The following is a 12,721-nucleotide window of genomic DNA, read 5'->3' as shown; positions in this document are numbered from 1 at the left end:
ACGGCCGGAGTAGCGGTGGGCGAGGTGGCGGGCCAGCGGCAGCCACGCCTCGATCGCCCGGTCGCGCGCGGCGGCGCGGTGAGGATCGTCGGCGGGGAGCTCGCACATGGCGGCCAGCAGGTCGGTGGCGGTGGTCTCGGCGACCGTCTGATCTGTGTACGACAAGGTCATCGGGGTGGTCCTCCATCACAACGGGCAGAGAGCCGTGCCCGCTAGCGGCGACCGATCAGTTATTCCACGCTAGCCGATGTGGTGAGGCTTGCCTAGCCGAACGGACGAGTGACGCTCGACAAGTGCACAACCCGGCGCGCGCGGATGACGCGCCGGGGATTTAAGGTCGGTCCCCCGTGGTAATCAACGGGAAACGAACAGAGTCTTGAGACGGGAAACAGGGATGGCCATTCTCGGCATCGACATCGGCGGCTCCGGGGTCAAGGGGGCGCCGGTCGACACCGTCAGGGGCGAGCTGCTCGCGGAGCGGTTCCGTGTGCCCACGCCGCAGCCCTCCGACGTCACCAGCGTGGTCGAGGCCGTCGCCCAGGTCGCGGCCCAGTTCGACGGGTACGACCGGGTCGGCGTCACCTTCCCGGGCGTCGTCGTCGACGGTGTCACGCGCACCGCGGCGAACGTGGACAAGTCCTGGCTCGACGCGCCCGCCGCCCAGCTGTTCAGCGACCGCCTCGGCAAGCCGGTCAGCGTGCTCAACGACGCCGACGCGGCGGGCGCGGCCGAGGTCGCGTTCGGCGCCGGCAAGGACCAGCCCGGCCTCGTGGTGATGCTGACCTTCGGCACCGGCATCGGCAGCGCCCTCTTCCTCGACGGCACGCTGATCCCCAACACCGAGTTCGGTCACCTCGAGCTCGACGGGCACGACGCCGAGACGCGGGCCTCCGACCGCGCCCGCGAGACCGAGGACCTGAGCTGGGAGAAGTGGGCCGGCCGGGTGGGCAACTACCTGCGCCACGTCGAGATGCTGCTCTCCCCGCGGCTGTTCATCATCGGCGGCGGCGTCAGCAAGAAGGCCGACCGCTTCCTGCCGCTGATCGACATCCGTACGCCGATGGTCCCGGCCACGCTGCTCAACAACGCCGGCATCATCGGGGCGGCCGTGACCGCCGAGACCGACGCCAAGGCGGCCTCCCCCGCCGGCGTCACGCCGCACGAGGCCGGCGCGAAGGTGGCCGGCTGATGGCCCGCACGATCGCCACGAACACCCGGGTCGAGCGCGCGGAGCTGCTCGAGTTCCTGCGCCCGCGGCACAAGGCCGTCCTCATGACGACCCGCCGCGACGGCCGTCCCCAGGCCTCGCCCAACACGTGCGGCGTCGACACCGAGGGCCGCATCGTCATCTCGACCTATCCCGAGCGGGCCAAGGCGCTCAACGTGCGGCGCGACCCGCGGGTGTCGGTCATGGTGCTCTCCGACGACTTCGGCGGCCCGTGGGTGCAGGTCGACGGCACGGCCGAGGTGCTCGACCTGCCGGAGGCCCTGGAGCCGCTGGTCGAGTACTTCCGCGTCATCTCGGGTGAACACCCGGACTGGGACGAATACCGCCAGGCCATGCGTGACCAGGGCAAATCTCTCATCCGCATCACGATCGACCGCTGGGGCCCGATCGCCACGGGCGGCTTCCCGGCCCGCCTGGCCTGATCCGCAAAACGAACGAGGCCGGCGCCCCAGGTGGGGCGCCGGCCTCGTGTCACGTCAGGCGGCGTTGTGGGTCTTCTCAGCATCGAGCAGATAGAGCAGGGTGTCGCGGTGCATCTCGGCGACCGGCTCCAACAGGTCCGGGTGGCGCAGCAGCACGGCGGCCTCGCGGTCGCGCTGGTCGGGCTCGAGCAGGCGGCGGAACTCGTTCGGGGTGCCGCCGGGGCGGCGCGGGAACGGCAGGGGCCGGTTGTCCGCCGCCGGGACCGCCGCGACGACCGCGTCGACCGCCCGGCGGGCCAGGGCCGGGTCGGCCAGCAGGCAGGCGGCCCAGCTGACCACGACCTCGTCGACCCAGGTGCGCCAGCCCTCCTCCTCGGCCTCCTCGTCCTCGGGCTCGCTGCCGACGCGCCAGTCCAGCACCGCGGAGCCGCCGGGGCCGGCGATGGCCACCAGGGCGGCGTCGACCTCGGTCGGGTAGCGCAGCCACGCCGCCACCGTCACGGCCTGGCGGGCCTGGAGCTCCGACAGGGTGTGTGCGATGGTGTCGGGGCTACCGGCGGGGTAGGCCCGCGAGAGCCAGTGCGTGCTGGCCGCGATGACGGGCGAGAGCTCGACAGACGGTCCGGCCACGTGGGGTGCTCCTCCGTTAGGGCGCGGCACCGGGTTGGTCCGCGTCACGGGGTACTCCTCGGCGGCCGGAGGTGGCGGTCTGAGTAGGGTGACCGGAGTGGGACCGCCCGGCAACCGACGCGCTCCCGTGCACGCGGCGATCGACCACGGCGTGGCCGAGCTGCGCCCCGATCCGGCCCGCCCGCAAGGGTGGACGCTGCTCGTCGACGGGGTGCCCCAGTCATATGTGGATCTTGCGGATCCCGGGCATCTCGTCTTCCCGTACCTGACGGCCCTGGTCAACGTGGTGCGCCAGGTGCCGCCGAGGGTGCTGCACCTCGGGGGCGGCGGGCTGACGATGGCCCGCCGGCTGCACCACCGCCGGCCCGCGATGCCGGCGAGCGTGGGATCGGCCGGCTTCGCGGCCGCCGCGGCGCGCGTGCTCGGCGAGGGCGGGCCGCTGGCGATGAACCTGACCGACGTACCGCCGCCGGCGCATTCACGGATCCAGGCGGCCACCGTCCAGACAGCGTTCGAGACCGTGGTGCTCTACGGCGACGCGGCGGTGCTGCGGGGCAGGCGGGCGGGAAATTTGATTTTGCTCGCCGGTAACGTCCCGATGATCAAAGTCGGTAAGCATGAGAAGACCGTTCGTGGAGCCGATTTGGCGGATTTCATCGGGGGCGCGAGGCCTCGCCTGGATGAGCCCGCCTGAACCGTCTCCGGTAGGTTGGGCGCATCGGCATGCCACCGTTTGCGGCGCCTCCACAGCGGAGAAGTATGCCCTGACGGCGGTCTGATTTCGCCGACCCCGCCCGTGCCCTTCTGACTACGGTGGAGATCATGACCGGTCGCTTTCCCATCGAAGACGTGACGCCCTCGGTGTCCTGTGGCCGCTATCCGGCAAAAGCCGTTGTCGGCGAGCTCGTGCCGGTTTCCGCCGTGTCCTATCGCGAAGGACACCACGCGCTCGGCGTGAACGTGGTATGGCGTGGACCCGACGGCGAGTCCGAGCCGTTCACCCGCATGCGGCCCGGCGAGCCCGGTCTCGACCAGTGGCACGCGGTGATCCGCCCCGACCGGGTCGGCCGGTGGACGTTCACCGTGGAGGCGTTCGACGACCCGTACCGCACGTGGCGCGACGCCGTGGTCAAGAAGATCGGTGCGGGACAGGGCCTGGAGGATCTGGCGAACGACCTGAGCGAGGGCGCCGAGGTGCTCGACCTGGCCGCCAAGATCGTGCCGAACGAGGACGAGGACCGGGTACGCGACGCCGCCGCGGCCCTGCGCGACGAGCAGCGCTCGCTGTTCGCCCGGGTCTCCCCCGCGCTCGACCTCGAGGAGCTGCTCTGGCACAACCCGGTGCGGCAGCTGGTGACCACCACCCGGTCGTACGCGATCTGGGTCGACCGCAAGCGCGCCCTCTACTCGGCGTGGTACGAGTTCTTCCCGCGCTCCGAGGGCGCCGAGATCGGGCCCGACGCGATCCCGATCAAGCACGGCACGTTCGCCACCGCCGCCGAGCGCATCCCGGCCGTGGCGGCGATGGGCTTCAACGTGCTCTACCTGCCCCCGATCCACCCGATCGGCAAGATCAACCGCAAGGGTCGCAACAACACGCTGGTCGCCCGCCCCGAGGACGTCGGCTCGCCGTGGGCGATCGGCTCCGACGAGGGCGGGCACGACGCGATCCACCCGCAGCTCGGCACGCTCGACGACTTCCGCCGCTTCATCGGCGTCGCCCGCGACCACGGCCTCGAGGTCGCCATGGACCTGGCGCTGCAGGCCGCGCCCGACCACCCGTGGGTGCGCGAGCACCCCGAGTTCTTCACCCGCCGCGCCGACGGCACCATCGCGTACGCCGAGAACCCGCCCAAGAAGTACCAGGACATCTACCCGCTCAACTGGGACAACGACTACAAGGGCCTGCGCGACGAGGTCTACCGCGTCGTCATGCACTGGGTGGACAACGGCGTCAAGATCTTCCGCGTCGACAACCCGCACACCAAGGCGCTCAACTTCTGGCAGTGGCTGATCGCCAAGGTCAAGGAGACCGACCCGGACGTGCTCTTCCTGGCCGAGGCGTTCACCCGGCCGGCCATGATGAACGGACTCGGCAAGATCGGCTTCACCCAGTCGTACACGTACTTCACCTGGCGCACCACGGCCTGGGAGATGCGCCAGTACATGGAGCAGCTGCTCACCTCGATCGACTGGATGCGCCCCAACTTCTGGCCCAACACGCCCGACATCCTGCACGAGTCGCTCCAGCACGGCGGCCCGCCGATGTTCAAGATCCGGGCGGTGCTGGCGAGCATGCTCACGCCGTCCTGGGGCATGTACTCGGGATACGAGCTCTTCGAGCACGTGCCGCGGCCGGGCGCCGAGGAGTACATCGACAACGAGAAGTTCGAGCTCAAGCCCCGCGACTGGGCGGCGGCCGAGCGTGCCGGCCGGTCGCTCGCGCCGTACATCGGGCGCCTCAACCGGATCCGCGACGAGAACCCCGCGCTGCACTGGCTCCGCAATCTGCGATTCCACGAGATCGACAACGCCAATCTGCTGTGCTTCTCCAAGCGCGACCCCGACACCGGCAACACGGTGCTGGTGGTCGTCAGCTTCGACTCGGCGAACGTGCAGTGGGGCAACACCGTGCTCGACATGCCGGCGCTCGGCAAGGACTGGCACGAGCGGTTCACGGTCGTCGACCAGATCACCGGGGCGACGTACGAATGGGGCCAGCACAACGCGGTACGCATCGACCCGTACGTGGAGCCGGCGCACATCTTCGTCGTTCAGCCGCCGGCCTGAGTCGCAAACCGGCGGCGTAACAAGATTCAAGTACCTGCGGGTGGGTAGGTGGGGAACCTGATGGACCAGAACAACGATCTCGACCTCGATCCGGCGGAGGGCAGCCACGTCGAGGACGGTGTGGTCGAGCACCCGACCGCGGAGGACTTCGGTCACGCCCGGGCGCTGCCGGCCGACCGGACGTGGTTCCAGCGCGCCGTCTTCTACGAGGTCCTGGTCCGGGCGTTCTACGACTCGAGCGCGGACGGCTCCGGCGACCTGCGCGGCCTGATCGAGCGCCTCGACTATCTCCAGTGGCTCGGCGTCGACTGCCTGTGGCTGCCGCCCTTCTACCAGTCGCCGCTGCGCGACGGTGGGTACGACATCAGCGACTTCTACAAGGTGCTTCCCGAGTTCGGCACCGTCGAGGACTTCGTGGCGCTGCTCGACGCGGCGCACAAGCGCGGCATCCGGGTCATCACCGACCTGGTCATGAACCACACCAGCGACCAGCACCCGTGGTTCCAGGAGTCGCGGCGCGACCCCGACGGGCCGTACGGCGACTTCTACGTCTGGAGCGACACCAGCGACAAGTACCCCGACGCCCGGGTCATCTTCGTCGACACCGAGGAGTCCAACTGGACCTTCGACCCGGTGCGCCGGCAGTTCTTCTGGCACCGGTTCTTCTCGCACCAGCCCGACCTCAACTACGACAACCCGGCAGTGCAGGAGGCGATGCTCGACGTCCTGCGCTTCTGGCTCGACCTGGGCATCGACGGCTTCCGCCTGGACGCGGTCCCTTACCTGTACGAGCGTGAGGGCACCAACGGCGAGAACCTGCCCGAGACCCACGCGTTCCTCAAGCACTGCCGCAAGGTCATCGACGACGAGTTCCCGGGCCGGGTGCTGCTCGCCGAGGCCAACCAGTGGCCCGCCGACGTCGTCGAGTACTTCGGCGACCCGAAGACCGGCGGCGACGAGTGCCACATGGCGTTCCACTTCCCGCTGATGCCGCGCATCTTCATGGCGGTGCGGCGCGAGTCGCGCTTCCCGATCTCGGAGATCCTCGCGCAGACCCCGGCGATCCCGGACAACTGCCAGTGGGGCATCTTCCTGCGCAACCACGACGAGCTGACGCTCGAGATGGTCACCGACGAGGAACGCGACTACATGTACTCGGAGTACGCGAAGGACCCGCGGATGAAGGCGAACGTCGGCATCCGCCGGCGGCTCGCCCCGCTGCTCGAGAACGACCGCAACCAGATCGAGCTGTTCACCGCGCTGCTGCTGTCGCTGCCCGGGTCGCCGGTCCTCTACTACGGCGACGAGATCGGCATGGGCGACAACATCTGGCTCGGTGACCGCGACGGCGTGCGTACGCCGATGCAGTGGACGCCCGACCGCAACGCCGGCTTCTCGACCGCCAACCCGGGACGGCTCTACCTGCCGGCCAACCAGGACCCGGTGTACGGCTACCAGGCGGTGAACGTGGAGGCTCAGCGCGACAGTTCCACGTCGTTGCTGAACTGGACGCGTACGATGCTGGCGGTGCGACGCCGCCACGAAGCGTTCGCCGTCGGCACGTTCCGCGAGTTGGGCGGATCGAACCCGTCGGTGCTGGCATACCTGCGCGAGGACGGCGACGACGTCGTCCTGTGCGTGAACAACCTGTCGCGCTTCCCGCAACCGATCGAGCTGAACCTGCAGCACTGGAACGGGTACACCCCCGTGGAACTGACCGGGCACGTGAACTTCCCGCGCATCGGCCAGCTGCCGTACCTGCTGACGCTCCCCGGGCACGGCTTCTACTGGTTCCAGCTGTGCGGGTCCGAGGAGAAGCAATGACGCTGCCTTTCGCCGAATGGCTGCCGCAGCAGAGGTGGTACGCCGGCCGCTCGCGCACCCTGTCGTCGGTCAAGGAGGCGTCGTCGACGGCGCTCGACGACGACCTCGACCTGGTGCTCATCGACGTCGAGTACACCGACGGCAGCTCCGAGCGGTACCAGGTGATCGTGGCCTGGGAGTCCGGCCCGATCGTCGAGTACAGCGAGGTCGCGACGATCGGCACCGCCGGCAACCGCACGGGCTACGACGCGCTCTACGACCCGAACATGGCCCGCAAGTTGCTCGCGCTGATCGCCGCGGGCGGCACCAAGGGTGACGTGATCTTCCAGCCCGAGCCGGGTGCCGAGTTCCCGGTCGAGTCGTGGCCTCGGGTCTTCGACGCCGAGCAGAGCAACACCAGCGTCATCTTCGAGCAGGACGCGATCCTCAAGGTGTTCCGCCGGGTCGCGGCCGGCATCAACCCCGACATCGAGCTCAACCGGGTGCTCGGCCGGGTCGGCAACATCCACGTGGCCCGGCTGCTCGGCTCGTTCGAGACCACCGAGAGCGGCGAGCCCAGCCCGCTCGGCATGGTGACCGAGTACGCGGCCAACTCCGCCGAGGGCTGGGCGATGGCGACCGCGTCGGCGCGTGACCTGTTCGCCGACGCGGAGTACGGCGCCGACGAGGTGGGCGGCGACTTCCAGGGCGAGTCGTACCGGCTCGGCGAGGCCGTCGCGTCGGTGCACGCCGACCTGGCCCGCGAGCTCGGCTCCGGCCCGTCGCCGTTCCCGGTCGACGCCATGCTCGCCCGGCTGCGCACCGCGGCCCACTCGGTCTCCGAGATCCAGCAGTACCTGCCGGCGATCGAGGCCGAGTTCCGCCGGCTCACCGGCGAGCAGGTCGAGGTGCAGCGGGTGCACGGCGATCTGCATCTGGGCCAGGTGCTGCGGGTGCCGGAGGGCTGGCTGCTCATCGACTTCGAGGGCGAGCCCGGCCAGCCCCTCGACGAGCGGCGGCTGCCCGACTCGCCGCTGCGCGACGTGGCCGGGGTGCTGCGCTCCTACGAATACGCGGCCTATCAGCTGCTCGTCGACCAGGACGACGACGAGCCGCTGGCCGCCCGCGCCCGCGAGTGGATCGACCGCAACCGGGACGCGTTCTGCGACGGATACGCCCACGCCGCCGGCTTCGACCCCCGCGAGCAGGGGACGTTGCTGGCGGCGTACGAGCTGGACAAGGCGGTCTACGAGGCCGCGTACGAGGCCCGGCACCGGCCCGGATGGCTGCGGATCCCCCTGCGGTCCATCGCACGGCTCGTCGGCTGATTTTCAACTAAGGAGCTACTCGTGATCGGCCAGACCGCCTCCTCCTCGCTCGCCGCCGACCAGCGCGCCATGAACAGCGTGGTGGCCGGCGACACCCACGACCCGCACGCGATCCTCGGGGCGCATCCCCGCGACGGCAAGACGGTCATCCGTACCCTGCGCAAGGGCGCCAAGGCGGTCGCCGTGGTGCACGAGGGCGAGCGGACCGAGATGACCAAGGTGCACCCGGACGGCGTGTTCGCCGCCGAGCTGACCGGCACGGTCCTCGACTACCGGCTCGACGTGGACGGCACGGAGGTCGACGACCCGTACCGCCACCTGCCGACGCTGGGCGAGCTCGACCTGCACCTGATCGGCGAGGGCCGGCACGAGAAGCTGTGGAAGGTGCTCGGCGCGCAGCCGCGCGGCACCGGCGTCGCCTTCTCGGTGTGGGCGCCGTCCGCCCGCGGCGTGCAGGTCATCGGCGACTTCGTGGGCTGGGGCCCGTACGACGGCTGGCCGATGCGCTCGCTGGGCAGCAGCGGCGTCTGGGAGCTGTACGTCCCGGACGCGCACACCGGCAGCAAGTACAAGTTCAAGATCCTCGGCCGGGACGGGGTGTGGCGTGAGCACGCCGACCCGCTGGCCCAGCACACCGAGGTGCCGCCGGCGACCGCGTCGGTCGTCTACTCGTCGTCGTACGAGTGGGGCGACGACGAGTGGATGACCGCGCGCGCCGCGAAGAAGTGGCACGAGGAGCCGGCCAGCGTCTACGAGGTGCACCTCGGCTCCTGGCGGCCCGGCCTGTCGTACACCGAACTCGCTTCTGAGCTCGTCGACTACGTGGTCGAGATGGGCTTCACCCACGTCGAGATGATGCCCGTGATGGAGCACCCGTTCGGCGGCTCCTGGGGTTACCAGGTCACCGGCTACTACGCGCCCACGTCACGCTTCGGCAGCCCCGACGAGTTCCGCTACCTGGTCGACAAGCTGCACCAGGCGGGCATCGGCGTGATCCTCGACTGGGTGCCGGCGCACTTCCCCAAGGACGAGTGGGCCCTGGCCCGGTTCGACGGCACCCCGCTCTACGAGCACGGCGACTGGCGCCGCGGCGAGCACCCCGACTGGGGCACGTACGTCTTCGACTTCGGCCGCAAGGAGGTGCGCAACTTCCTCGTGGCCAACGCGCTCTACTGGTGCGAGGAGTTCCACGCCGACGGCCTGCGGGTCGACGCGGTCGCCTCGATGCTCTACCTGGACTACTCGCGCAAGGACGGCGAGTGGACCCCCAACCAGTACGGCGGGCGCGAGAACCTCGACGCGATCAGCTTCCTCCAGGAGATGAACGCCACCGTCTACAAGAACAACCCCGGCGTCATGACGATCGCCGAGGAGTCGACCGCCTGGCCCGGCGTCACCCGCCCGACCCACCTCGGCGGGCTCGGCTTCGGCTTCAAATGGAACATGGGCTGGATGAACGACACCTTGTCCTACATGGAGAAGGAGCCGATCTACCGGCAGTGGCACCACCACCAGATGACCTTCGCGACGGTCTACGCGTGGAGCGAGAACTACATCCTGCCGATCAGCCACGACGAGGTGGTGCACGGCAAGGGCTCGCTCACCGGCAAGATGCCCGGCGACCTGTGGCAGAAGCTGGCCAACACCCGCGCGCTGCTCGGCTTCATGTGGGCCTTCACCGGCAAGCAGCTGCTGTTCATGGGCGGCGAGCTGGGCGACCTGCGCGAGTGGAGCGAGGAGCGCGGCCTCGACTGGGAGGACCTGGCCGACCCGCAGTTCGGCGGCCTCCAGCACCTGGTGAAGGATCTGAACCGCGTCTACCGGGAGACCCCGGCGATCTGGACGCAGGACACCGAGCCGAGCGGCTTCCGGTGGATCACCAGCGAGGACTCGCAGCACAACACGTTCTCGTTCGTGCGCTTCGCCCCCAACGGCGACCCGATGGCGTGCATCGTCAACTTCGCCGCGGTCCCGCAGGAGGGCTACCGCATCGGCCTGCCGCGCGGCGGCCGCTGGGCCGAGGTCATCAACACCGACAGCGAGCTGTACGGCGGTTCGGGCGTCGGCAACCTCGGCGAGGTCCACACCGACGACCTCCCGTGGCACGGCTTCGACCACTCGGTGTCCCTGCGGGTGCCCCCGCTCGGCGCGGTGTGGCTGCGCCACGAGCCGGAGGACCGTACCTAGTCGTCGCCGTTCGTCCCCTGCGGTGGTGGTCGCGGGTACGCCGGAGCGCTACGACCGCGATCCTCAGCAGGGCGAGAAAGCCGGCACATCTTCGGCGACGAGGATGCGTGGCGCGCCGTCACGCATCCTCGTCGTCCTCCGGCCAGGACGGCTCGTCCGAGATCTTCCACAGCTGCAACCGGTACGCCTCGAAGCGACCCGGGAAAGGCCCGGCGTCCTCCGGCGCGAACCCGCCGGAAACGCCACGGTTGTACGCCGCGACCCGGGCGCCGTACGTGCCGGCGCCGGTCGGCAGTTCCACTCCGACGTGGACGGGCGACTCCAACGCCTGGATCGAGCTGAACCGGCCACCGGGCAGGGCCAGCTCGGCCATCGCGATCTCGTCCGCCGTGCCCCCGGGCGTACCCGGCGGATCGTCCCAGACCTCGACCGCGACGGACGCCGTGCCGGTGTCGAGCGCGCGGGCGACGACGGCGTTGGGACCCCACGCGAAGAACCCGTGCCCGAGAGTCCGCCGGGCCGCCTCGAAGTTCTCACCCTCGTCGCACGTCGGATCGAAGATCGTGAAGAGCCGATACTGCGGATTCACCGTGAACACATACTCGAACACAACCGGCATGCCGCCGAATGTAAACCGCCTCGTTGACCCGTGACCGCGGCCAGGGCCGTCCGGTCATCGATGCGCGGCCACGGGCGGGGCCCAGTGGGGGCGCGGGATCAGACAGAACGGGTGGCCGGCGGGGTCGGCGAAGACGTTGTCGCCGGGGAGCCGGCGGGCGCCCAGCGCTCGCACGGCCTCGGTGGCTGTGGGTAGGTCGTCGACCATGACGTCCAGGTGCATCTGCTGCGGGACGGCCGGGTCGGGCCAGGTGGACGGGCGATGATCGGGGGCGCGCTGGAAGGCGAGGCCGGAGGTGGTGGTGTCGGCCGAGACCACGGCGAAGTCGCCGTCGTCGTACGTGATGGGCTCGCCGAGGAGCTGGCTCCAGAAGCGGGCCGAGGCGGGTGGGTCGGGACAATCGATGATCAGGTGGTGCAGGCGGCCCACGGGCATGGGGTTCACCTCGTTCCGTCCTCAGCGCAGGCGGGAGCGCGCGGTGGGGGTCAGACGCAGGTGCTGCGTCTGGTCGGCCAGGCGGGGAAAGCGCTTCACATGGTCGTCCAGAGCGGCCTCGTCGGGGAAGCGGGCGAACCAGACGAGGACATGCTCGCCGGTGCGGACGGGGAGGGCCGGGAAGGTGTTCTCGGCGTATTCGGTGGTCAGCACGGCGAGCGGGGCGGCGCCGAACTCGGCGGCGCGGGCGGCTACGAGGTCGGCGAAAGCGTCGTCGAAGGGGCTGTCACCGAAGTAGACGGTAGCCAGGAAGGCGGGTCCGGCGGAGAGGAAGGGAGGCTCGGCGGCGGAGGGAGGCTCGGCGGCGGAGGGAGGCTCGGCGGCGGAGGGAGGCGCTGCGGAGGGAGGCGCTGCGGAGGCCGCGGGAGTGGGGAAGGCGGGTGTTGCGGTGATGGGGCGTAGCAGGAGGACGTCGTCGCTGTCGATCATTGTGGCGTTGGCCTGGTCGCGGTGAGCCTGCCAGGTGGGGCCGGTGTAGAAGGCGGTCAGCGAAGCGGCGCGGGAAGGCATGTCGGGGAAGGCGCGCAGCCAGACGAAGCGGTCGGGGTCGTCCAGGTCGCGGAACTGGCCGATCACGCGGATGCCGGCGGCCTCCTGGGTCTCGACGAACTCGCGGTCGAAGAGGGTGATCAGGTCGTCTCGGCGGCCGGGGTGGAGGGTGTACTGGCGGAGTTCGACGATCACGGGGCCTCCAGGGAGCGGTGCAGGACGTCGGCAATCGAGGTTCGTGCCAGCTCGGCGCGCAAGGACGACTCCACGTCGCCGTAGATGCCGGTGAGGGCGGGGCGGATGCCGTAGCCCACCGGGCATTCGAGGTTGGGCTCGGTGTGGTGCAGGGCGAACAACGGCGGGCCCTCGACGGCGTCGTAGACGTCGCTCAGGGTGATGGCGGAGGGCTCGCGGCCCAGGCTCCAGCCCGCGCCGGTGCCGTGGCGCACCTCGACCAGGGAGGCGCGGCGCAGGTCGCCCAGGCTGCGGCGGACGATCACGGGGTTGATGTTGATGCTGGCGGCGACCTCGTCGGAGGTGAGCACCGGGCGGCCGCGCCGGTGGGCCAGCGCCAACCAGGCCAGCGCGTGCACGGCGATCGTCAATCGGCTGTTCGCGGCCATCGGCACCCCCTCGCTGTAACAGCTTCGGTTACAGCGAGAGGGGCGTCAAGCAGGTTTCAGGCTGCGGGTGGCGGCGTGGGCCGGTCGTCCGGGGGCGGCGGGGTGGG

At 70.2% G+C, this 12,721-nt stretch carries 12 protein-coding genes and 1 pseudogene; 7 read left to right on the top strand and 6 right to left on the bottom strand.

What is annotated here, in order from left to right; all coding sequences use genetic code 11:
- Positions 1 to 171, bottom strand: a pseudogene (locus Ade02nite_RS49090) (RNA polymerase sigma factor SigF); the annotation flags it as partial.
- 223 nt (positions 172 to 394) lie between these two features.
- Between Ade02nite_RS49090 and ppgK the strand changes: the two are divergent.
- Together ppgK and Ade02nite_RS06350 are read left to right on the top strand one after the other, a co-directional pair.
- Positions 395 to 1,189, top strand: coding sequence for a polyphosphate--glucose phosphotransferase (gene ppgK / locus Ade02nite_RS06355; protein WP_203760578.1), 795 nt, complete (start codon positions 395 to 397; stop codon positions 1,187 to 1,189).
- Entirely contained in the window at positions 1,189 to 1,650 is a 462-nt protein-coding gene (locus Ade02nite_RS06350; protein ID WP_203760577.1) for a PPOX class F420-dependent oxidoreductase, read from the top strand. The genes ppgK and Ade02nite_RS06350 overlap by 1 nt, the downstream gene beginning before the upstream one ends.
- Before the next feature lie 54 nt (positions 1,651 to 1,704).
- Here Ade02nite_RS06350 and Ade02nite_RS06345 read toward each other — a convergent pair whose 3' ends face one another.
- Positions 1,705 to 2,280, bottom strand: coding sequence for a hypothetical protein (locus Ade02nite_RS06345; RefSeq protein WP_203760576.1), 576 nt, complete (start codon positions 2,278 to 2,280; stop codon positions 1,705 to 1,707).
- Positions 2,281 to 2,407: 127 nt separating this feature from the next.
- On the opposite strand from Ade02nite_RS06345, the gene Ade02nite_RS06340 reads away from it, so the two are divergent.
- The 5 genes from Ade02nite_RS06340 (at position 2,408) to glgB (ending at position 10,388) form a co-directional block, all read left to right on the top strand.
- Positions 2,408 to 2,974, top strand: a complete 567-nt coding sequence (locus tag Ade02nite_RS06340) for a polyamine aminopropyltransferase (protein WP_239168577.1) — start codon at positions 2,408 to 2,410, stop codon at positions 2,972 to 2,974.
- 128 nt (positions 2,975 to 3,102) lie between these two features.
- A complete protein-coding gene (locus Ade02nite_RS06335) occupies positions 3,103 to 5,070 on the top strand; it encodes an alpha-1,4-glucan--maltose-1-phosphate maltosyltransferase (RefSeq protein WP_203760574.1) in 1,968 nt (655 codons plus the stop codon).
- 48 nt (positions 5,071 to 5,118) lie between these two features.
- Positions 5,119 to 6,894 (top strand): maltose alpha-D-glucosyltransferase, encoded by a 1,776-nt coding sequence (gene treS, locus Ade02nite_RS06330; protein ID WP_239168576.1) that lies wholly within the window; start codon positions 5,119 to 5,121, stop codon positions 6,892 to 6,894.
- Positions 6,891 to 8,201: a maltokinase N-terminal cap-like domain-containing protein gene (locus Ade02nite_RS06325; protein ID WP_203760573.1), complete on the top strand. Its 1,311-nt coding sequence runs from the start codon at positions 6,891 to 6,893 to the stop codon at positions 8,199 to 8,201. Before treS ends, Ade02nite_RS06325 begins: the two co-directional genes overlap by 4 nt.
- A 69-nt stretch (positions 8,202 to 8,270) precedes the next feature.
- Positions 8,271 to 10,388, top strand: coding sequence for a 1,4-alpha-glucan branching protein GlgB (gene glgB / locus Ade02nite_RS06320; RefSeq protein WP_203760579.1), 2,118 nt, complete (start codon positions 8,271 to 8,273; stop codon positions 10,386 to 10,388).
- A 118-nt stretch (positions 10,389 to 10,506) separates the two neighbouring features.
- On the opposite strand, the gene Ade02nite_RS06315 is transcribed toward glgB, so the two are convergent.
- The 4 genes from Ade02nite_RS06315 to Ade02nite_RS06300 are packed head-to-tail and all read right to left on the bottom strand — an operon-like array spanning position 10,507 to position 12,614.
- Positions 10,507 to 11,007 carry a hypothetical protein gene (locus Ade02nite_RS06315; protein ID WP_203760572.1) on the bottom strand — a complete coding sequence of 167 codons (501 nt, stop codon included), beginning with the start codon at positions 11,005 to 11,007 and terminating at the stop codon, positions 10,507 to 10,509.
- A gap of 54 nt (positions 11,008 to 11,061) precedes the next feature.
- Positions 11,062 to 11,442 (bottom strand): VOC family protein, encoded by a 381-nt coding sequence (locus Ade02nite_RS06310; protein WP_203760571.1) that lies wholly within the window; start codon positions 11,440 to 11,442, stop codon positions 11,062 to 11,064.
- Between the two features lie 21 nt (positions 11,443 to 11,463).
- Positions 11,464 to 12,186, bottom strand: coding sequence for an NIPSNAP family protein (locus tag Ade02nite_RS06305; protein ID WP_203760570.1), 723 nt, complete (start codon positions 12,184 to 12,186; stop codon positions 11,464 to 11,466).
- Positions 12,183 to 12,614 carry an Rrf2 family transcriptional regulator gene (locus tag Ade02nite_RS06300; RefSeq protein ID WP_203760569.1) on the bottom strand — a complete coding sequence of 144 codons (432 nt, stop codon included), beginning with the start codon at positions 12,612 to 12,614 and terminating at the stop codon, positions 12,183 to 12,185. Before Ade02nite_RS06300 ends, Ade02nite_RS06305 begins: the two co-directional genes overlap by 4 nt.
- Between the last annotated feature and the right edge of the window lie 107 nt (positions 12,615 to 12,721).

Source organism: Paractinoplanes deccanensis, from assembly GCF_016862115.1.
In the GTDB taxonomy this organism is placed as follows: Bacteria; Actinomycetota; Actinomycetes; order Mycobacteriales; family Micromonosporaceae; genus Actinoplanes; species Actinoplanes deccanensis.
This window is presented reverse-complemented; position numbering and strand designations above follow the sequence as displayed.